This window comes from Occallatibacter savannae (assembly GCF_003131205.1).
Lineage (GTDB): Bacteria > Acidobacteriota > Terriglobia > Terriglobales > Acidobacteriaceae > Telmatobacter > Telmatobacter savannae.
Genome location: NZ_QFFY01000002.1, coordinates 324,012 through 343,420, shown reverse-complemented (window position 1 = coordinate 343,420; position 19,409 = coordinate 324,012). Strand labels below are relative to the sequence as shown.

General features: G+C 59.4%; 19 protein-coding genes. 10 read left to right on the top strand and 9 right to left on the bottom strand.

All coding sequences use genetic code 11. The annotated features are described in order from the left end of the window. Positions 1–241: 241 nt before the first annotated feature. Positions 242–1,138, top strand: coding sequence for a bifunctional helix-turn-helix transcriptional regulator/GNAT family N-acetyltransferase (locus DHV10_RS08880; RefSeq protein ID WP_162601351.1), 897 nt, complete (start codon positions 242–244; stop codon positions 1,136–1,138). Positions 1,139–1,203: 65 nt separating this feature from the next. On the opposite strand, the gene glgC is transcribed toward DHV10_RS08880, so the two are convergent. The 4 genes from glgC to DHV10_RS08860 all read right to left on the bottom strand — a co-directional run bounded on the left by glgC (position 1,204) and on the right by DHV10_RS08860 (position 4,907). Then, the gene (glgC, locus tag DHV10_RS08875; protein WP_275425902.1) at positions 1,204–2,499 is read right to left on the bottom strand and encodes a glucose-1-phosphate adenylyltransferase; all 1,296 of its coding nucleotides are present in this window, start codon (positions 2,497–2,499) and stop codon (positions 1,204–1,206) included. A 203-nt stretch (positions 2,500–2,702) separates the two neighbouring features. Beyond that, entirely contained in the window at positions 2,703–3,425 is a 723-nt protein-coding gene (locus DHV10_RS08870; protein ID WP_162601350.1) for a hypothetical protein, read from the bottom strand. Between the two features lie 122 nt (positions 3,426–3,547). Continuing rightward, complete coding sequence (locus DHV10_RS08865) at positions 3,548–4,231, bottom strand: YdcF family protein (RefSeq protein WP_162601349.1); 684 nt, start codon at positions 4,229–4,231, stop codon at positions 3,548–3,550. An 82-nt stretch (positions 4,232–4,313) separates the two neighbouring features. Then, a complete protein-coding gene (locus DHV10_RS08860; protein ID WP_239461408.1) occupies positions 4,314–4,907 on the bottom strand; it encodes a nitroreductase family protein in 594 nt (197 codons plus the stop codon). 267 nt (positions 4,908–5,174) lie between these two features. Here DHV10_RS08860 and DHV10_RS08855 point away from each other — a divergent pair, with 267 nt between their 5' ends. Next, positions 5,175–6,050, top strand: a complete 876-nt coding sequence (locus tag DHV10_RS08855) for an inositol oxygenase family protein (protein ID WP_109485994.1) — start codon at positions 5,175–5,177, stop codon at positions 6,048–6,050. A 250-nt stretch (positions 6,051–6,300) separates the two neighbouring features. Next, on the top strand, positions 6,301–7,206 hold the full coding sequence (locus tag DHV10_RS08850) for a pirin family protein (RefSeq protein WP_109485993.1): 906 nt from the start codon (positions 6,301–6,303) through the stop codon (positions 7,204–7,206). Positions 7,207–7,280: 74 nt separating this feature from the next. Here DHV10_RS08850 and DHV10_RS08845 read toward each other — a convergent pair whose 3' ends face one another. From DHV10_RS08845 to DHV10_RS08830, 4 genes are all read right to left on the bottom strand, one after another. Then, positions 7,281–7,991 carry a lipid-binding SYLF domain-containing protein gene (locus tag DHV10_RS08845; RefSeq protein WP_109485992.1) on the bottom strand — a complete coding sequence of 237 codons (711 nt, stop codon included), beginning with the start codon at positions 7,989–7,991 and terminating at the stop codon, positions 7,281–7,283. Between the two features lie 233 nt (positions 7,992–8,224). Then, positions 8,225–8,725, bottom strand: a complete 501-nt coding sequence (locus DHV10_RS08840) for a hypothetical protein (protein ID WP_162601348.1) — start codon at positions 8,723–8,725, stop codon at positions 8,225–8,227. Then, complete coding sequence (locus DHV10_RS08835; protein ID WP_109485990.1) at positions 8,722–9,288, bottom strand: RNA polymerase sigma factor; 567 nt, start codon at positions 9,286–9,288, stop codon at positions 8,722–8,724. The genes DHV10_RS08840 and DHV10_RS08835 overlap by 4 nt, the downstream gene beginning before the upstream one ends. Before the next feature lie 42 nt (positions 9,289–9,330). Next, positions 9,331–10,275, bottom strand: a complete 945-nt coding sequence (locus DHV10_RS08830) for a hypothetical protein (protein WP_162601347.1) — start codon at positions 10,273–10,275, stop codon at positions 9,331–9,333. A gap of 244 nt (positions 10,276–10,519) precedes the next feature. On the opposite strand from DHV10_RS08830, the gene DHV10_RS08825 reads away from it, so the two are divergent. Together DHV10_RS08825 and ku are read left to right on the top strand one after the other, a co-directional pair. Further along, entirely contained in the window at positions 10,520–10,720 is a 201-nt protein-coding gene (locus tag DHV10_RS08825; RefSeq protein ID WP_109485988.1) for a hypothetical protein, read from the top strand. A gap of 193 nt (positions 10,721–10,913) precedes the next feature. Further along, positions 10,914–11,834: a non-homologous end joining protein Ku gene (gene ku / locus DHV10_RS08820; protein ID WP_109485987.1), complete on the top strand. Its 921-nt coding sequence runs from the start codon at positions 10,914–10,916 to the stop codon at positions 11,832–11,834. 85 nt (positions 11,835–11,919) lie between these two features. On the opposite strand, the gene DHV10_RS08815 is transcribed toward ku, so the two are convergent. Continuing rightward, positions 11,920–14,337 (bottom strand): ABC transporter permease, encoded by a 2,418-nt coding sequence (locus DHV10_RS08815; protein WP_109485986.1) that lies wholly within the window; start codon positions 14,335–14,337, stop codon positions 11,920–11,922. Positions 14,338–14,538: 201 nt separating this feature from the next. Between DHV10_RS08815 and DHV10_RS08810 the strand changes: the two genes are divergently transcribed. From DHV10_RS08810 to mutM, 5 genes are all read left to right on the top strand, one after another. Then, complete coding sequence (locus DHV10_RS08810) at positions 14,539–15,663, top strand: hypothetical protein (RefSeq protein WP_109485985.1); 1,125 nt, start codon at positions 14,539–14,541, stop codon at positions 15,661–15,663. 164 nt (positions 15,664–15,827) lie between these two features. Next, entirely contained in the window at positions 15,828–17,144 is a 1,317-nt protein-coding gene (locus DHV10_RS08805) for an adenylosuccinate synthase (RefSeq protein WP_109485984.1), read from the top strand. 31 nt (positions 17,145–17,175) lie between these two features. After that, the gene (locus DHV10_RS08800; RefSeq protein ID WP_109485983.1) at positions 17,176–17,463 is read left to right on the top strand and encodes a putative quinol monooxygenase; all 288 of its coding nucleotides are present in this window, start codon (positions 17,176–17,178) and stop codon (positions 17,461–17,463) included. Between the two features lie 230 nt (positions 17,464–17,693). Continuing rightward, a complete protein-coding gene (locus DHV10_RS08795; protein ID WP_162601346.1) occupies positions 17,694–18,140 on the top strand; it encodes a nuclear transport factor 2 family protein in 447 nt (148 codons plus the stop codon). A 71-nt stretch (positions 18,141–18,211) separates the two neighbouring features. Beyond that, the gene (gene mutM, locus DHV10_RS08790; RefSeq protein WP_109485981.1) at positions 18,212–19,060 is read left to right on the top strand and encodes a bifunctional DNA-formamidopyrimidine glycosylase/DNA-(apurinic or apyrimidinic site) lyase; all 849 of its coding nucleotides are present in this window, start codon (positions 18,212–18,214) and stop codon (positions 19,058–19,060) included. The last annotated feature ends 349 nt before the right edge of the window (positions 19,061–19,409 follow it).

Here is a 19,409-nt window from a genome sequence, read left to right as displayed (position 1 = left end):
CAAGCCATGGAGCCCTATACGCATCATTTTGTTGCGCAGTTCCACGTTCCGGAGGAACCGGTACGTGTCACGCCGGCTTGTCGCGCCGTAGCTTTAGCGCAGGCGGAAGCTCTTTAGCATAGGCGCGTCATGCTGGTTGAGCGCCGATCCGGTATAGGGTGCCCCGGGTCCTCGCATTTGGCGACCGAGGAAGACCCTTCGGAAGTTTGTTGCTTTTGGCAACTATGTGCTAATCTGCACCATGAGCTCAGGCTTCGCCATCCCCGACCAAATCGCCTCCATCCGCGAGTTCAACCGCTTCTACACCGCCAAGCTGGGGCTCCTGCGTAAACACCACCTCGACGTCAACTTCTCCCTCACAGAAGCCCGCATCCTCTACGAAATCGGCGCTAATCCTCAAATCACCGCCACCCGGCTTCGCGAAACCCTCTCCCTCGACCGCGGATACATCAGCCGACTTCTCGCCTCCCTGACCCGCCGCAAGCTCATCCGCCATACAGCCTCGCTGTCCGACGCCCGCGAAAAGCTCCTCACCCTCACCACCGCCGGCCAGCGTTCCGCAACTCAACTGAACGAGAGCTCGAATCGCCACATCGCAACCATCCTCCGCGGCATCAACGTACAACTCCGCAATGACCTCATCGCTTCACTCAATCGCGCACATCAGATCCTAGCCAGCCCCCAGCAACCCCAAATCTCCATCGGGCGCCTCACAAAACCCGAACCCACAGCCATCGAAATCCTCGAGGAGTACTACGAAGCCGTCCAAGTCGTGAAGCGTGACAAACCCGGCGACCTGCATACGCTTCTGAAAGAATCCAACTCCGCCATGTGGCTCGCCCGACTCAACGACGATATCGTCGGCTGCGTCGTCCTTCGCAACCTCCCCTCCATGCCGCGCGCAGGCGAATGCAAACGCCTCTACGTCCGTCCCTCGGCCCGCGGCCATCACATCGCCACACTCCTCCTCGACGCCCTCGAAGAGCACGCGCGCATCCTCAAACTCGACTGGATCTACCTTGACACCCACGACGGCCTGAAAGCCGCCATCGCTCTCTACCAGAACCGCGGCTACGAGCTCTGCGACCGCTACAATGACAACCCTCAGGCCACCCTCTTCATGCGCAAACGTCTCTAGCGCTAGATCTCAAAAGAAAAGCGGCCCTATTCAGGCCGCTTCCCCACATCCGATCCAGTCCAGCTTCAATAACTGTTGCCGAACTCCGGCTCAACTGGATTCTCGAACAGCGACGCATCCCTGGTCACAATCGTCAGCCCCGAAGGCGTAACGAAGTATCTTCGTTTATCCTCAACCGGGTCGTAGCCGATCACCGTGCCCTCCGGAATATGCACGTCGCGATCGATTATCGCCCGACGAATCCGGCAATGCCGCCCGATCTGTACGTGCGAGAAGATAATGCTCGAGTCGATCTCCGTGTACGAGTTCACGCGCACATCCTGCGACAGAACCGAGTTCGAAACCGTGCCGCCCGAGATAATCACGCCGGCCGTGATGATTGAATTCATCGCCATGCCGGTTCGTCCCGGCTCTCCAAAAACGAACTTCGCCGGCGGATACTGCCTGACCCTCGTTCGGATTGGCCAGCTCTTGTCGTATAGGTTGAAGATCGGCGTCACCGAGCACAGATCCATGTTCGCTTCGTAGTACGAGTCCAGCGTTCCCACATCCCGCCAGTACAGCGCCGTTTGTTTGTTCTCATCGACGAAGCTGTACGCCATCATCTTCCTTTTGCCCAGCATGTTCGGCAGAATGTTGTGCCCGAAGTCGTGTTTCGAGTTCGGATCCTCCGCATCGGCGATCAGCGCCTTCAGCAGTACCTCGGTATTGAAGATGTAGATCCCCATCGACGCCTCGACTTTCTCTGGATTGAAAGGCGATCGAAACGTCGTGCTCGCGGGCTTTTCCAGGAAACCCTGCACCTCACCCGACTCCCCAACATCCACCACACCGAACCGTCCCACCTCATCCGGCTCCACTGGGATCGTGGCCAGCGTGACCTCAGCCTTCTTCTCCCGGTGGTATTCGAGCATGCGGCTATAGTCCATTTTGTAGATATGGTCGCCGCCCAGGATGATCATGTGCTTTGGCTGCTCGCTGCCGATCGAGTAGATGTTCTGGTACACGGCGTCCGCCGTCCCCATGTACCAGTTCGTGCCGGTCCGCTGCATCGGCGATAACAGTTCAAAAAACTCGCCTAGTTCCTGCGCCACGATACCGGTCCACCCCTCGCGGATGTGCCGGTTCAGGGAAAGTGCCTTGTACTGCGTCATGATGTAGACGCGTCGTAAGCCGGAGTTAATGCAGTTCGAAAGCGTGATGTCGATAATCCGGTAGTGGCCGCCGAATGGAACTGCCGGCTTGGCGCGGTCACGGGTTAGCGGGAAGAGCCTCTCTCCGGCTCCGCCCGCAAGCAAAACACCCAAAGTGTCTTTCATGTCCGTATGAGCCTGCCTTGTCGCGTTGTCTTCCCGGAGCACTCCTCAGCGCGATTCGTATTTGCCGTTATCCGGTACGGCATGTCTCAGTGAGCAATTCCATGGGAATCCCCTCTGAACGGCGAAGAATACCATACGCGGATAAACACCTGCACATCTCACGCTTACCCATCTCGCATGAGCTCAAAAAAAGGAGAAGAGCCGGAACGCTCTTGCGCCCCGGCTCTCATTCTTCCTCATGTCGTTTAGCGGCGCTTCGCCCTGAACCGGTACTCCGCCCCCACCGAGATAGCAAAATTCACGTCGGTCTGCGTGACCTTCGAGCCGTAGTTGGTCCCGTACCGCGTAATCACAGCATCAGGCGTAATCCGAAACACCCAGCGCGGCGACCGGTTCAGATCCATATGCCCGCCGATGATCGCCGCGGGAGCAATCTGGTCGTTGTAGAACCCCACCAGCGCCGGAGACTGCCCGCGCAGATCCTGCTCGAACTTCCCGTAAGCTCCGCCAAACAATGCATGCGCGATTAGCGCGCCGTGCTTGTTATGCGGTCCCAGCCATTCCGCTCCGCCCACAAAGAGATACTGCGCCACAAAAGGACCCTGAATGCTCTCGTTCTGCCCATTCAAGTTTTTAAACGAATTCGGCGCCGCTCCGCTCGTGCCCACGTATGCCCGGCCGCTGCCTTCCAGACCCCAATGCTTGCTGAACCAGTACGAACCCGACAGATCCAGTCCGCCCAGGTTCGACCCTTGCAGCAGGCTCGGACCAGCTTTGATGTGATCGTATGCCAGCCCTAGCGATACATCGTACTTGTTGTCGTACCGGACATTCGCCAGCGGATCCACCACGATGTAAGTGCCGTTGCCCGTCGTCTGCGACGCGGTGCTCTGTGCGGGCCGCTGCACACCACTCTGTGCCCGCACAATCGAGGCAGGCAGGCACACGGCGAGGACCGCCAAAAACAAACAAAACCTTACTGGAAGACGCATCACCAAAAGCTTACAGGACCATACCTTTCGCGGACAATTTTCGGAGCCTCAGCGTTAGACGCTCCGAAATCGCACCTGCGAGCGGGAATCCCTCAGTGCTAATCCTCTGGATTACACCGCTCAGCCCAGTTCGCGTACACCAGGTACCGAATCGTCTTCAGAATCTCAAAACCCGGAGTGCCCTCAGACCCCGCTTCCCACGCCGAGGCAGCGTGCATCCGCCATTGCAACGGGGTGCGGCTGAAGATCATGCTCGCCCGCGGGAGGTGATATGCGCTCGATACTACCTCCGCCGAACGCCACCCGTGATTCCCCATCAATCTCGCCGAGTAGCATGCATTCTGAATCGTATCCTTCGCCTTGGTCTCCACGAAGATTGCTGAGGGAGGAATCCCCTGCGACGCCGCCACCCGCGCCATCACGTCTGCTTCGACAAAGTGATTTCTCGCCGCCCCACCCGTAAATAGGATCCTCGGCGCAACGCCCCGGTCGTACTCGCGCACGCCCTCCGTCACCCTAGCCAGTTGCTCTGGAGTCGGGTTTCCGTCCTCATCAGCCGGAGAACCAAGGACCACGATCACGTCGAAATGCTCCCGGCTCGTATTCGCCATCGCGGCCACACGCCGTGCAATAACTGCCCAGAGCACCAGTAGGCCAATTAAACCGACAATCGCCGCCGATACCTGCACAATCCTCCGGGCCTTACCCATCTTGATGGGCTTGTACCGGTGACGCGGGCGGCGTGTCGGCGCGCGCCTTCGAGATGTGGCAGCTGTAGGCAAGACAAAACCTCAGACTTCCACTCTACGGGCGCAGCCCCGATCCACACTGCACGAAGGTATTAACTCAAGAGGCGACCCACTGCTAGCCCAGATCCGCCGGCCGGTCCATCTCTGCAAGCACGATCTCACTCAAAGCCTTCCGGCTCCGCGGCGCCTGCTCCTGCGCCTGGAAACTTTCCGGCATATCTGACAACTCGCCGTGATACCCGAGCGCCATCACAGATCCGATCGCGTACACCTCTGGAATTGCGAAAGCCTCGCGAGCTTTCGTCTGGTCGAACCCGCCCATCTGGTGCGCAGCTAGTCCGGAAGCCGTCGCCTGCACCGCGATCAGCGCCATGGCAGCCCCGAGGTCATGCAGAGCATAGTGGTTCGGCGAGTCATTATGGCTGAACCGGGTCTTTGCAACGCCCATAATGAGCACCGGCGCACTCTTCGCCCACTCCTGGTTGAAAGGCACCAGCGAGTCCAGAATCTTCTTGTAAGTCTCCGACCCCCGGTGTCCCACAAAGAACCGCCACGGCTGCTCGTTATACGAAGACGGAGCCCAGCGCCCAGCCTCAAATATGGTCTTCAGAACCGCCGCCGGCACATCCCGATCCGCGAAAGCCCGCGGACTCCAACGCTCCAGGAACACCGGCAAAACCCCATCCGCGGACGGCTGGGCATATTTCATCTTGTTCACTTCGCTTGCAGTTAGCATTTATCTTTCGCTCCGGATCTTCAAACTTGTGCTCCGTCGGTTTGATTGCGACTGCCCAAAGAAAGATGCGCCTTTGCTGTCAGCCTTTTCATCGCGTTACACCCTCCCCTTCTCAAGGGGACGAGCGGGCGGTAGCTCACACCCCCGCAACTTGCACCCCGCCAGGCCCAGTGTTAGCGTTAACTTCACCCGGGCCAGTATGCTGACCCGCCCTCTTTCCCACATCCTTAGGAGGCCCTCATGAGCGTCGCACTCCATGGCACCACTCCCACCGATCCCAACAAGCCCCTTCACGACCTCGAAGAATGGGATGGATTTCTCGCCGGACGCTACAAAGAGGGCAAAAGCAAAGAAGAATTTCGCGTCTACGACGCCAAGGCTACCCCCGGCGTAGCCGAGTTCTACCGCCTCAATCACGAGCACCAGACCGTCGACTACGTCCTCGGCAAAGAGAAGCAGTACTTCTCGCTCCAGAAGGGCCAGAAGACCATCTGGGAAGCCGCCGAGTTCCTCAACACCCTCGTCGACGACAGCGACCCCGACACCGATCTCACCCAGATCGAGCACCTGCTCCAGACATCAGAAGCCATCCGTCGCGATGGCCATCCTCGCTGGATGGTTCTCGTCGGCTTCCTCCACGACCTCGGCAAATGCCTCTGCCTCTACGGCGAGCCGCAATGGGGCGTCGTTGGAGACACCTTCCCCGTCGGCTGCGCCTGGTCCCCCGACATCGTCTTTCACGAGTACTTCGCCAACAATCCCGACCGCAACGTCCCCGAGTACCAGACCAAGTACGGCATCTACGAGCCCAACTGCGGCCTTGAGAACGTCCACATGTCCTTCGGCCACGACGGCTACATCGCTGAAGTCATGAAGCCCTACCTCCGCGACGAAGCTCTCTACATGCTCCGCTTCCACTCCTTCTACCCCTGGCACAAACACGGAGCATACGACCACCTCTGTAATGACAAAGACCGTGCCATGATGCAGTGGGTCCTCAAGTTCAACCAGTACGACCTCTACTCCAAGGGCCACACGAAGCCCAACGTCGCCGAACTCAAGCCCTACTACGACGACCTCTTCGCCGAGTTCCTTCCACCCACCCTGGCCTGGTAGCCCCGCGGCCAGACAAGCTCCCTCACCGTCTTTCGGTGCCCCCGGTCCCTCGCGTTTGGGGACCGGGTCTGCGTCCTTTACGCTCACTCGTTTAGGGTGCGAACCAACCCGTCAGTCCCGAATCATCACCTCACTGATTACTGACCTCTGACCTCTGGTCCCTGCTCCCGAAATTTACTTGTTGCAACGAATATCTCCTCCGCGCATCTACTACCTGTACGCTAAGAAACACCCCGTTCGGAGGTACACCATGTCGCTTCGTGCCGTCAAAGACATTCTCGAAACCAAGTCCACCATTGAAGGAGCAGGAGTTAAGCTCCAGCGCGCCTTCGGTTTCGGCAAAACCAAGGAATTCGATCCCTTCCTGCTCTTCGACGATTTCCGCAATGAGAACCCGCGCGACTACATCGCCGGATTCCCCTGGCACCCGCACCGCGGCATCGAGACCATCACCTACGTCCTCGCCGGCGAAGTTGCCCACGGCGACTCCCTCGGCAACAAAGGCCGCATGACTGCGGGAGACGTCCAGTGGATGACTGCGGGCAGCGGCATTCTCCACCAGGAGATGCCCAAAGGCGATGCCAGCGGCCGCATGCACGGATTCCAGCTCTGGGCCAACCTTCCCGCCTCGCTCAAGATGACGGACCCGCGCTACCAGGACATCCCTTCTGCTGAAATCCCCGAAGTCACCGAGGATGACGGTACAAAGGCCCGCATCATTGTCGGCGAATTCTGGGGCAAGCGCGGTCCCGTCGAAGGCGTAGCGGCCGATCCCAACTACGTCGACATCTCGGTGCCGCCGAACAAATTTCGGCGCATTAAGGTCGATGTCACGCGCAACGCCTTCGCTTACGTATTCGCAGGCAGCGGCGCATTTCGCGATGCCTCCGATCCGCAAGCCGTCCTCACCGAGTCGGCCGTAGACCCGAACGCTCCGGCAAAGTACGACGCGAAAAACCACTCGCTCGTCCTCTTCGACCGCGGCGACGAGATCGCCGTTCAGGCCGGCCCGGAAGGCATCCGCTTCCTGCTCGTCTCCGGCAAGCCGCTCGAAGAGCCCGTCGCGTGGTACGGCCCAATCGTCATGAACACCCAGGCCGAACTGCAGACCGCCATGCGCGAACTCCAAACCGGCAAATTCATCAAGCACCAATAACGTAACATCAGATTGGGTGCCCCAGGTCTCCCGCCGTTGGAGACCTGGATCATTCACCACTGACCACTGGAACCCTACTTCAACGACCGCGGATCCGAACGGTTAACCGGCGACTTGCTGTTCAACAGCGACACCAGTTCCCGAGCACTCGCCGGAACCCCGACCCGACCCTCGCGAATAATCTCCTTCGCGCTCAGCTTCTTCCCGTACAGATTCTCGTTCGCCCCACCATCCGACCGCAGTGTCGAACCCTCCAGCGACACGCCGGCAAACAGTCCCTTGTTCCTCGAGTACGACAGGATCTCCGCATTCATCACGATGTCCGTCGCGCCCTCTGCCGTTCGTCCCTTCGGCCCAGCCGCCGCTGATGCATCCGCACCCAGCTTCACCTTGCTCGACAGCAGTGACTCCGCGCCCTTCACATTCATCACCAGCAACACAAAGTCCGTCGCCTGCCCGCCGAGCTGAAATCCGATGCTCAGCCCTTCGAGCGCATACATCGCCGGAGCGCCCCAGCGTCCAGTGAACTTCGCACCTCCCCGGCAGACCATCACACCACGCCCGTAGCTGCCGCCCACCCCGAACGCCGCTTTCTTCACCGAAGGCAGAATCACCACACACTCCGCCTTGTTCAGCAGATCCTGCGGAATGTCATCCGGAACGTTCAGAATCTCCTTCAAAACCGTTCCCGCTTCCTTCACGCGGTCAGCTTCGCGCTCATCGTTCGCAGCAAAAAGCGGAGCCGCCATCAGAATCATGGCCGCACACATAATCAACTTCTTCATGGAGAAACCTCCTCGATATACAGAATCAGAACAGCACCTACTCTTAAGCCCACGGAATCGCCTCCATTGTAGCTGCCGAGATCCAATTCCAGATCAACGCAACAAGAGCGGGGGCCGCATACTCGGTGCGGTTTCGTTTCTGCGCCAAGAGTGGGAACGAAGAGGTTCTCAACCGAATAGGACAGGCGCCCTATGTCCCCAAACGAGAACCGGGCTAGAAATGTGAAGGCGACTTATTGTTTCTCTGAAGCGAAATACGCGAGGATGCCGCTCAACAGAGCGATCGTGGTGATTACCGGCACGATGATCCAGAGTGTGCTGTTCTCAGACATCGATGAAGGGATCAGCGCTGTGAGGTGAAAGGTACCTGGCAGATCGGAGAACCAGACGCTCCAGTTGCCGAACTGCGAGATCGCGATTGCAGCGACGACAACCAGCGCCATGGCGACTGCGAATATTTGAGCGCCGAGAATGGGCCGACCGACTTTTTCGATTGCGGCATTCCTGCGGCGGAGTTGGGCGCGCCACCAGATCGCGCCGGCGGGCTCGAGCCGTGGGAGTTCGACGGTGTGGCGGCGAGCAGCTTGCAACGCCCCGGTGACCAAAACGAGGTCAGAGCAATTGCGGCAGGATGCCACGTGTGTGTGTAAATCATCGGGGCAGGCGCGGGGCCAGTGGCCGCTATGGAGGAGAGTGGAAAGCTCGCGCTCACGAGGGCAGGTGAATGGGCTCATGCTTCGCCTCCATCCCGAAGCAAGCGGGCCATTTTTCGGCGAGCGCGGAAGAGGAGCAGGCGGATGCTGGCGGAGGCGAGGCCGGTGATCTGGGCGATCTCGTGGTGCGAGTAGCCCTCCGCGTAGGCGAGCCAGAGTAGCTGGCGGTCGCGTGGACGCATCTGAGCCATCGCGAGGCCAAGCATCGCGACTGATTCGGAATGGTCTTCAGAAGCCGTAGCCGCGAAAACCGCTTCGGGAATTTCGTCGATGGAAGACGATTGGGGACGACGCCAGTGATCGCGCAACAGATTAGTTGCGATTTTGAAGAGGTAGCGGCGAGCGGCGACTTCGCCATCCTGCGGACGGTCGGCGCAGAGGAAGCGGACGTAAGCCTCTTGCGTGAGGTCGTCAGCCAGGCCGGGGTCGCGGCTGACGCGGGCGAGATAGGCCCACAGGGAGCGAGCCGAACGCGCGTAGAAGGCGGCGAACTGCTCGTTATCCATCGCCGCGGCGGGCGCAGTGCCGGCGAGCGATTGCGATTCGCCCGCCAGCACGTTCGGAATGATCGACTCCCAGGACATCGGTCTTTGCTTTCTCGGTTTCGGCGTAGGCACCGGGGATCACTACCGGTCCCGGTATGCAGCGTTCAGTGACGACTCTTGTCTGCTGTCGCTGGGCACGAGGCCAAGACGTGCAGCAAGGAACCAGGAGACGCCTGCGGAGATGATAAACCCGATTCCGGGCATGAGAACGACGGTTCCGAAGAAGAGCATCGGTGTGTTCATTTCCGGCTCGGTGTGACGGAGGAGGAGCAGGCCGATGCCGAGCAGGACCATGATGATGCCGGTCTGCAGTGGCGTGAGAATGCGGGCGATGGCGCTGGGAACGCGCTGGTGCTGCTCGAAAGCGATGGGAAGCGGCGCGGCTTCGAGGAACTTGCGGCCCGCTTCGGTCTGCATGTAGGAAGCGAGCTCCTGGTTGGTGGTGAAGCGCTCGATGAGGCGCCCGTGCACGTCACTCTGCATTTTGAAGATGCGGCTCCAACGGCGATTTTCGATGAACATGCGAGCAAGGAGAATGATGGCGACCAGTCCGCACGCAAAGGCGAGGAGAGGGACAACATCACTCCAAACGCGATCGAAAGAGGAAGGTGGATTTTGGGCCCGGTAGACGTCGGGCCAGACTGCTTTCTCAAGAGCTTCGTCGGGCTGCCCGTCTTCGTGCTTGAGGTGCGAGAAGAGGTAGAACTCGGGGTTCCGGGCGACCTCGGGGTGAGCGGCGAGGAAGGCGGCGAGCTGGGGGTTATTGCGCGCGACGTACTCCTGGTTGGAGAGGAGCGACGGGTCGTGCGAAACAACGGTTGTGAGTGTGGGGCTCAGGCGGAGGAGACGGATGAGTTCGGTCTGCGTGGAGCGGACGTCGCCGTCGTTAGGCATTGGGGCGACGGCTGGCGCCGGTTCCTTTGCGGGCGTGGCGGGGCGCTGCTGAGCGGCGCTCGCACAGGTAAGCAGAGAGGCACCAATGACCGCTGCGGAGAGAACCCGGTGGAGGCTGAGTTTATTGGGCATTTTGAATCCTCGAACGAAGAGCTTTGTGGGCTTCTGACCAGACAACGAACGAGGAGGCAATGCGGTTAACAGGATCTCAGGGGAAATTTGAATGACGCTTTTGGGTGCGGAGTTTCACGGAAGCAGTATTTAAGCCGCCCGCGGCGGAGATTACTTTGTACCTATCCCCAGACTGCACCTTTGGGTTTGAATGGTTTGGTTTCAGGAATCTCCCAGGCAGGTACTCGTAGAAGAGGAGAGGGCAATGGATGAGCAGCAGAGCCGGATACTTTCGAAGCTGAAGAAGAGCTACGCCGATCCGCGGAACACGATTACATGGGCGCTGTTTCTGTGGACGTTTACGGCTGTGGGGTTTTCGCTTTTCATGCCGGTGTGGCCGACGTTGGTGCGCTCGATCGGAGTCACTGTCGGGTGGTCGGCTGTCCATCTGCTCAGGCGGATGTAGGACGCATACTTCTTCAAATACGCACTCAAACGCATCCGATCCAGTGCGGAATCCAACGCCAGGCGAAGAGAAGACGAAGGGCAAGTGTTTATCAGATAAGCACTTCTCCGACGTTGACGAATTGCGCTAGACTCCTGAGTCTGCGGATCTTTGCGCCGTTGCGCGTTTTCTCCGCACAGTTTCGGAGGTCCCCATGGCACGTCCTTATTGGTCAGGCAACGTTCAGATTTCGCTCGTGTCGTTCGGCGTGAGTCTTTACGTTGCGACCGAAAGCAAAAGCCAGATCAGCTTTCACCAGATCAGCCGTCGTACGGGCGAACGGATTCGCCACCAGAAGGTACTGGAAAGCGCAGCCGAAAGCCGCGAGGCGACTACGGCTGTGGAGAGCGATGAGATCGTAAAGGGGTACGAGTATCGCAAAGGCCAGTATGTGATCGTTGAGTCCAGCGAACTGGAGAATCTCCGGGTCCCCTCTAAGCACACAATCGCGGTGGGGCAGTTTGTGGATGTGGCGGAACTGAGCCCGATGTTTGTAGAGAAGCCGTACTACGTGATTCCCGACAATGACATGTCGGCCGAGGCGTTCAACGTGGTGCGGCAGGCACTCGTGGATACCGGCAAGGCGGCGATCGGCAAGGTGGCGTTCTCAGGCCGCGAGCATGTGTTTGCGCTGGTGCCAGTGGGCAAAGACAGCCCGGGGATGATGGGATACACGCTGCGGTATGCGTACGAGTTGCGAAAACAGGAAGACTATTTCAAGGACATCAAGCAGCCGCCGATTCCGGCGGATTCGCTGCAGCTTGCGGAGATGCTGGTTGAGCGGATGTCATCGAAGCTGGAGATGGACAAATTCGAAGACAGCTATGAAACCGCGGTGAAGGCGCTGGTGGAGGCGAAGGTGAACAATATGCCGGTGCCGATCGACGAGGGTCCGAAGCAGCGGCCGAGCAATGTGGTGAACCTGATGGATGCGCTGCGCAAGAGTATCGGAAGCGAGGCGCGTCCAGCCCCCGCGGCTGCGAAGAAGCCGGTGAAGAGCGTCAAGGAGCCGCCGGCGAAGGGAATCGGAATTGTGAAGGCCCCGGCCAAGTCGGCGAAGCGCAAGTCGGCGTAGGACGTAGGGGAACGGGCAGACTGCGGTCTCCCATACCATCATGGGAGAGATAGGACACCTGGGCTCTGCTCAAAGGCTTCTTGTGTTATTCGTCTCGCAAGAGAACAAGCGGGTCCACCGCGAGTGCGCGGCGCGCGGGGATCCATGATGCGAGCATCCCCAGCACCAGCATCGTTGCGGTCACGCCGAAAAGCACCAACGGATCTTTGGGTGTTGCCTGGTAGACGATGAAGGCGAGAACTCGCGCCCCGAGTACACCGAGAGCGACACCAGCAACGGAGCCGATGGCCAGCAGCCGGAATGCGCGGCCGAGAGAAGCGCCTAAGATCTGACGCTGGCTTGCTCCGAGTGCGACGCGAATGCCGAGTTCGCGGAGGCGCTTGCTGACGACGTAGGACGCCATGCCGAAGATGCCGGTGATGGCGAGCATTGCTCCGAGAATTCCGAGTACGCCTAAAGCAACGCTAGCCACTCGCGCTGGGAATAGGGCCGAGTTCATCTCCTGATTCCAAGTAGTGATGGTAAAAGGTAGTCCTGAATCGATGCTGCGAATGGTTCGTTCGAGCGCGGCAGTGATTTCGGAGGGGTCCCGTTGCGAGCGCACGACGAGCCATGTACTGCCTTGAGGATGCTGGAGGAACGAGAAGAACATGGCGGGCATCTGATCTTCGGTGAGACTGCGGTATTTGCCGTCCTCAACGACACCGACGACTTCGGCGCGTTCGCTCCCCCAGTATTTGAAGTGGCCGCCAATGGCTTTATCGACGGAGCCGAAGACCTTCATGGCGAACTGATGGTTGATGACGGCAACTCTCGGAGCTTTCTTATCGTCAGCGAGCGTCAGATTGCGGCCCGCGATGAGGCGTGTGCCGGCGGCTTCGAGGTAGCCGGGGGAGATGCGGTAGTTCATCGCGTCGGCGGCATAGTTGGTGGGCCGGAAGTCGGTGGTGGCATCGGTGTAGACGTAGGAGTCGCCGCCGCCAAGGCTGAGAGGGAGATTGTCGATGAAGCCGACGTTTGAGACCCCGGGGATGTTGCCGACGCTTTCGAGCAGTCGTTGCTCCATCTGAGCAGCACGATCGTCGTTGTATCCGGCCATGCGCAGATCGCTTGAGACGAGGACAACGTTCTGCGGGTGGAAACCGAAGCTGCTGTTCAACGAGCGAATCAGACCACGTACGGCGACCAGGGAAGATGTGACGAGAACGGCGCAGATAGCAATCTGGATGACGAGCAATACGTCGCGGAGCGTAAAGCGCTTCAATCCCGTGGTGGAACTCATGCCGGTGCGGATCATCTGCCATGGGTCGGAGCGCATGATCTGGCGGACCGGGACGATGCCGAAGATGAGTCCGCTGAGGAGAGAAAGCAGAAGCGCAACCGAATAGGTGCGGATGTCAGGATTGACAGGGACGTTGATGGGAACGTCCGGGATGGGCTGCCATGCGCTGAGGCCGCGGAGGATTACAACGCCTCCGGCGAGGCCGAGGATACCACCCAGAACGGAGAGCAGGACGGCTTCGGTGAGCATCTGGCGCAGGATCAGGGCTCGCTTGGAGCCGAGAGCCAGGCGGAGAGCGACTTCCTTGGCGCGATCGGCTGCTCGTGCGGCGAAGAGGCTGCCGAGATTGGCGCAGGCGGCGAGCAGGATGAGGCCGGCGAGGAGCATGACTCCGGCCATGAAGGCGCGTGCGGGTCCGCCGAGAAAATCGCCGACCAGACCGGGCTTGGCAAGCGAGAACTTGATGCCGTCGTCGTCACGGGGGTAGGTCTTGGCGAGCCAGGCACCGATGGAGTTGAGGTCTTCGGTGGCCTGAGCGGGAGTGACACCGGGCTTGAGGCGGCCTACGACCCACGGGGAGTGATCGCCGCGGTATTGAAGCGAGTCGCTGCCCTGAATGAGGGGTTGATCGAGAAGGGGAATCCAGAATGCGGGCGCGAAGAAGAGTTCTGTGCCGCGGAAGGACTGTGGGGCAACGCCGATGATGGTGAACGGGTGCTTGTTGATTTCGACGGAGCGTCCGATGACGCTTTTGTCGTCGTGGAAGTGGCTATGCCAGTAGGCGTAGCTCAGAACCACGAAGGGCATGCTGTTCTTTCCTTTTTCTTCAGAAGCGTGGAAGAAGCGGCCCATAAAGGGCTGGATTTCGAGGGCGTCGAAATAGTTGCCGGTGACGAGATAGGGCCAGGCGGTGGAGGGATTCTTGCCGGTATCGATGCCGACCGGGCCGGTGATCTGGCAGGCAATCAGGCTGGAGAAGGTGCGGTTGCGATCGCGCAGGTCGATGTAGTCGAGGTAGGACTGCGAGGGGAATCGGAAGCGCTGGACGGTGTAGAGGTTTTCTGCGTGCGGAACGTTGACGGGACGCAGGACGAGCGCATTCAGGACGCTGAAGACGACCGCATTGGCACCGATGCCGAGGGCTAGGGTGAGGAGCGCGGTGAAAAAGAACCCAGGCGATTTGGCGAGTTGGCGGACGGCGAACTTTAGGTCGTTCAGCATGATGTTGTGAGCTACGCGAGCGGAGGCGCAGGAGTTCCCGAAGAGTGACGGAGCACACCATAATCTTGGAATGTGAGGGGTCCGTTCGTTGTTCGCCCGATTTTGTGAAACGCAATTGCATTGACTCTCACAATCCTTCGGGCTACACTCCCTGCGCCCTCGGCTGCTCTTTTCTGCCGTAATTCGAATCGGAGGATAATCATGTTCCCGCTCTTGAAGCGTGCTTCGTTGTTGTTCGTCTTTTTCTTGCCTACCGTACTGTATGCCGGTGATTACACGTATCAGCAGACTACTCAGATCACCGGGGGATCGCTGTTGAAGATGATGAAGACTGTCGGGGTTTTCAGCTCGCAGGCGCGTCATATGGGCGATCCTGTGACTTCTACGATCTATCTCAAGGGCAACCAACTTGCGGACGTTTCACCAACCCAGATACAGATCATCGACTTGGACAAGGAGACGATCACACAAGTCGACGTTGAGAAGAAGACATGGTCGGTGATGACTTTCGACCAGATGAAGCAGGCCATCGAGAATGCACGCGAGCGGATGCAGCAGGAGCAAGCTAAACAGCAGTCACAGCAGACGGCGCAGAGTCCGGATGCGCAGAATGTGCAGATGAGCTTCGATGTGAAAGTACGGAAGACCGGAGCCACAAAGGATGTGAGCGGCCTTAACAGCAGTGAGGCCATCCTGACGATGGCGATGACTGCCACCAACACGCAGAAGCAGCAGTCAGGAAATCTGGCAATCACGAATGATATGTGGATGGTGCCGTCCGTTCCGGGATACGAGCAGGTGCGGGAGTTCTACAAGAAATTCGCGCTGAAGATGGGCGACGCGACGGTTGGGTTTGGGCGGGACATGAGCCGGATGCTGGCGCAGCAGCCTGGAGCGAATCAAGCCATGGGCGACATGGTGAAGGAGATGCAGAAGCTGGATGGCGTCCCGGTGATGCAGGTGATGCGTATGGGAACGACAGCTAACGGGCAGCCGTTACCGGCGGCGTCAGAGGCACCTCTGCCAGCGGAAGCCCCTGGTCCGAGCAAAGGTGAGATTGCGAAGGCGGGGATGAGTTCAATGATCTCGAGCAAGCTGGGAGGATTCGGCGGGTTCGGGAAAAAGAAGAAGGACACGCCGCCGCCGGATGAGAATGCGGCTCAGGCGGGGGCGCAGCCGACGACAGCGATCCTGATGGAGATGCAGACGACGACTTCAAATTTCTCTTCGGGTCCGGTCGATCCCTCGCACTTCGAGGTGCCGGCAGGATACCAGCAGGTGACCGCACCGATGCTGGAGCACCAGCAGGAGATGAGCGGGAAGTAACTCGCGGCGATTCGCAATAGAGAACGAGTCTTCACAGCTCGCTTTGGAACCAGGGTTTAAAATCGTTCGTGGCGCAACGTGTTTGCGCCACCTTTTCGCCCGCGCGTAGCCGTGGCAGGCTGCGGCGGGTATTTGTGTGATTTTGGAAGGAAGCAGGCGGTTTGATGCGAGCTAAGACGGCAGTGGTTCTGGGCGCCCAGTGGGGCGACGAAGGCAAGGGAAAGATTGTTGATGTGCTGAGCGAGCGGTTCAGCGCGGTAGCGCGGTACGCCGGCGGACACAATGCGGGACACACCGTAATCCACGGCGAACAGAAGTTTGTACTTCAGCTCATTCCCTGCGGAGTGCTACGGCCGGGTTGCAAGGGTGTGATCGGGAACGGCGTGGTGCTGGATCCAATCGCCTTCCTAAAGGAAGTCGGAAAGCTGCGCGCCATGGGCATCGACGTGGATGCACAGCTGTTCGTATCGAATCGTGCGCAGGTGATCCTGCCCTACCACCGGATGATCGAACTGGCCGCGGAGAGCGCGCCGGGGCGCCAGCGGATCGGAACCACCAGCCGCGGGATCGGGCCGGCATATGAAGACAAAATGGCACGGAGCGGACTGCGCATCGTTGATCTGCTGAGGCCGGAGCTGCTGAAGACGCACATCAATGCCGCCTGCAGCGAGAAGAATGCGATCGCGCATGCGTTGTTCGGGACCGATCCTCTGGAGCCGGAGAAGATGTACGAGGAGTATGCGGCTGCGGCGGAAGAGATTCGGCCATTTGTCGCCGATACGGGAAGGATGCTGAACGAGATCATCGCCAAGGGCGGCTCGGTGATGTTCGAAGGCGCCCAGGGGACGATGTTGGACATCGATCACGGGACGTATCCCTTTGTGACTTCGTCGTCCGCGACCGCGGGCGGAGCAGCGACCGGAACCGGAGTGGGCCCGACGGCGATCGGCACGGTAATTTCAGTGACCAAGGCGTATGTGACGCGCGTAGGTGAGGGGCCGTTCCCCACCGAGATCCATGAGGCCGTTGGTGATCAGTTGCGCGCTCGCGGAAATGAGTACGGAGCTGTGACGGGAAGGCCGCGACGTTGCGGATGGTTGGATATCCCGCTGCTTCGCTACTCCAACCAGGTGAACGGTGCGGAATGGTTGGTTGTGACGAAGATGGACGTGCTGGACGAACTCGATGAGATTCCGATCTGCGTGGGATACCAGGTGGACGGCAAAGTTAGCGATGAGATTCCGGCGGATGTGCAGGGGCTGGAGCGCGTGAAGCCGGTGTACACAAAGCTGAAAGGCTGGCACGCTTCCACAGAGGGAATTACAGAATTTGATAAGCTGCCGAAAGCCGCACAGGAGTACCTGCGCTTCCAGGAGCGTGAGAGCGGCGCGAAAATCGGCATGGTATCGACGGGGCCCGACCGCGATCAGACGATGGTCCTTCCTGAGTTTGCCGCGGCGCTGAACGAAATCCAGGCTTAGAACGATTCGGGATACTGAGGAACTGCTCCCCATGATCAGCTTTACGGTCCGGATGAAATTCGCCCAGGAAGACCGGGCAGAGATTGCAGAAATTTTGCGCGCACTGACGACGGCTTCACGGCAGGAACCCGGCTGCGTGAGCTACATTCCGCACTGGGTGCAGGGCGATCCGTGCACGGTGCTTATCTACGAGCAGTACGAAGACGGGAAAGCGGAAGAGGCACACAGGCAGTCGGCGCACTTCAAGAAGTTCGCGGTCGCGGGGCTCTACCAGAAGATGCTGGAGCGAAGCCGCGAAGACCTCGCTGCGCTGGATTGAAACGAAGTTCACCGGCGGCGACAAACCCGGTTGCAAAAGATACAGTCCAACCTTCGACGGGCAATCCATCAGTCATGGCAGACCAGTGACTTGCGGATTGTTGACCGGAGGCCTGCGTGATTTCTCGCATTGACCCTGCAGATGTGTCCCCGCTACTATCCCTATCGCCTATGCGAACACTCCAGGGAACGTCGTCTGTATTCAAGAGGTGGCCTGTCTTTGTAGGTCTGATGGTTACCGTGTTCGCTGCGACCGGATCCCTCTGGGCGATGCCACGGGCTGAGAAGCACGAAGGCCGGCACCAAATCGAGCGGCTCGAAGAGGCCTGGCGGAACGCGATCCTGCATGGGAACATCTCCGCGATGGACGGCTTGCTCGCAGATGACTACATGGCGATCACGCCCACCGGAATTCTGCAGTCGAAAGAGCAGGCGCTGGCGGCACTTCGATCGGGAGCGATGAAGTTCAGCTCGCTCGAGGTTTCGGATCGTAAAATCAGGCTTTACGGTACTACCGCGCTGGTGACATCCCGAGCTGAGGTCAAGGGGACGGGTCCTGAGGGAGACATGTCGGGGGCCTATCGCTATACAAGGGTGTACGTGCGCGATCCGCATGGCGTCTGGAAGATCGTGAGCTTCGAGGCGAGCCGCATCCGAGAGCCAGGCGAGCGGCGCTGAACCAATAGCTGGTCGCAACGCTCAGAGCGTCGTCATTTCGAAGGAATGTTCCGCGATCTTAAAATGAAGACATGCCTGAGCTGCCCGAGGTAGAGACGATTGCGCGCGGCGTGAATGAACGTGTAAAGGGCGACCGCATCGTAGAGGCGTGGTTTGGGTCGCATCGCGAACCATTCAAGAACCCGCCAGCGAGACAGGTCAAGGGGCTTGTTGAGCGAAGGATCGAGTCGGTCCACCGCACCGGGAAGCACATTGTTCTAGAACTCGGAGTGCAAGGCGATATCAGGCGAGCGGCAGGCTCTGCCGAGATCGCAGCTCAGTGGATCGTTCACCTGGGAATGACCGGGCGGCTGCTCGTAACGACACCGGAAGCTGAGGTTGCGAAACACACCCACGCGCGGTTGCGACTGGAGAGCGGGCGCGAGCTGAGGTTTGTGGATCCAAGACGGTTCGGGCGCCTGGAGTTCCGCGATCTCGAGAAGGGCGACGAGTTCGGCGGCCCAGGCAGAGAGCCGCTGACCATTGATGGTGAAGAGTTCGCGAAGCTGTTTCGCGGCAGAAAGCTGGCCATCAAGGCGGCCCTGTTGAACCAGACCCTACTGGCGGGTGTGGGGAACATCTACGCGGACGAGAGCCTGTTCCGTGCCGGAATCCGCCCGCGAAGGAGAGCAGGAAAGCTGACGCGTGCGGAGCTGGAGCGGCTTCGGAAGGCTCTGAAGGAAGTGCTGGACCATGCGATTCGACTTGGAGGATCTTCCGTCTCGGACTATGTCGATGCGGAAGGCATGAAGGGCTTCTTCCAGCTCGAACACAACGTGTATCAGAGGGCTGGCGAGCCATGCCGCAATTGCGGGAGCGAGGTTAAGCGGATCGTAGTAGCGGGACGCAGCACGCACTACTGCGCGCGCTGTCAACACTGACGATCTATTGTTTTTTGAAGTTGAAACAGCTTCGCGTACCAGAATCGAAACGGATCGCACCTCATGCAGCTCGCAAGATGTTGAAAGCAAAGGTAAGGGCGAACGGCACAGCGATTGCTATTTAGAGAGTGCCAGTGATGTACCGGCTGCTGGAGAATATCCGGCCAGACCGCAAAAGAGCAGGCACCCGGCAAGAGCAACCGCCAAAGAAGCGGCAGACCGGCTGGGGAGCCTGGATAAGGCGCGGTGGAGAAACCACCGGCCGCACTTGCTGGGAGGCCAGTGACCAGCGCAGGGACACGAAACGCCACTCGAAGAAGTGGCGTTTCGTGCGTTTGGGCTGGACTCG

Bases quoted from the DNA above. Each gene is read 5' to 3' on its own strand.
- DHV10_RS08880 (WP_162601351.1), top strand. From the start codon at position 242: ATGAGCTCAGGCTTCGCCATCCCCGACCAAATCGCCTCCATCCGCGAG.
- DHV10_RS08860 (WP_239461408.1), bottom strand. From the start codon at position 4,907: ATGAAATATGCCCAGCCGTCCGCGGATGGGGTTTTGCCGGTGTTCCTG.
- DHV10_RS08855 (WP_109485994.1), top strand. From the start codon at position 5,175: ATGAGCGTCGCACTCCATGGCACCACTCCCACCGATCCCAACAAGCCC.
- DHV10_RS08850 (WP_109485993.1), top strand. From the start codon at position 6,301: ATGTCGCTTCGTGCCGTCAAAGACATTCTCGAAACCAAGTCCACCATT.
- DHV10_RS08845 (WP_109485992.1), bottom strand. From the start codon at position 7,991: ATGAAGAAGTTGATTATGTGTGCGGCCATGATTCTGATGGCGGCTCCG.
- DHV10_RS08840 (WP_162601348.1), bottom strand. From the start codon at position 8,725: ATGAGCCCATTCACCTGCCCTCGTGAGCGCGAGCTTTCCACTCTCCTC.
- DHV10_RS08835 (WP_109485990.1), bottom strand. From the start codon at position 9,288: ATGTCCTGGGAGTCGATCATTCCGAACGTGCTGGCGGGCGAATCGCAA.
- DHV10_RS08830 (WP_162601347.1), bottom strand. From the start codon at position 10,275: ATGCCCAATAAACTCAGCCTCCACCGGGTTCTCTCCGCAGCGGTCATT.
- DHV10_RS08825 (WP_109485988.1), top strand. From the start codon at position 10,520: ATGGATGAGCAGCAGAGCCGGATACTTTCGAAGCTGAAGAAGAGCTAC.
- ku (WP_109485987.1), top strand. From the start codon at position 10,914: ATGGCACGTCCTTATTGGTCAGGCAACGTTCAGATTTCGCTCGTGTCG.
- DHV10_RS08815 (WP_109485986.1), bottom strand. From the start codon at position 14,337: ATGCTGAACGACCTAAAGTTCGCCGTCCGCCAACTCGCCAAATCGCCT.
- DHV10_RS08810 (WP_109485985.1), top strand. From the start codon at position 14,539: ATGTTCCCGCTCTTGAAGCGTGCTTCGTTGTTGTTCGTCTTTTTCTTG.
- DHV10_RS08805 (WP_109485984.1), top strand. From the start codon at position 15,828: ATGCGAGCTAAGACGGCAGTGGTTCTGGGCGCCCAGTGGGGCGACGAA.
- DHV10_RS08800 (WP_109485983.1), top strand. From the start codon at position 17,176: ATGATCAGCTTTACGGTCCGGATGAAATTCGCCCAGGAAGACCGGGCA.
- DHV10_RS08795 (WP_162601346.1), top strand. From the start codon at position 17,694: ATGGTTACCGTGTTCGCTGCGACCGGATCCCTCTGGGCGATGCCACGG.
- mutM (WP_109485981.1), top strand. From the start codon at position 18,212: ATGCCTGAGCTGCCCGAGGTAGAGACGATTGCGCGCGGCGTGAATGAA.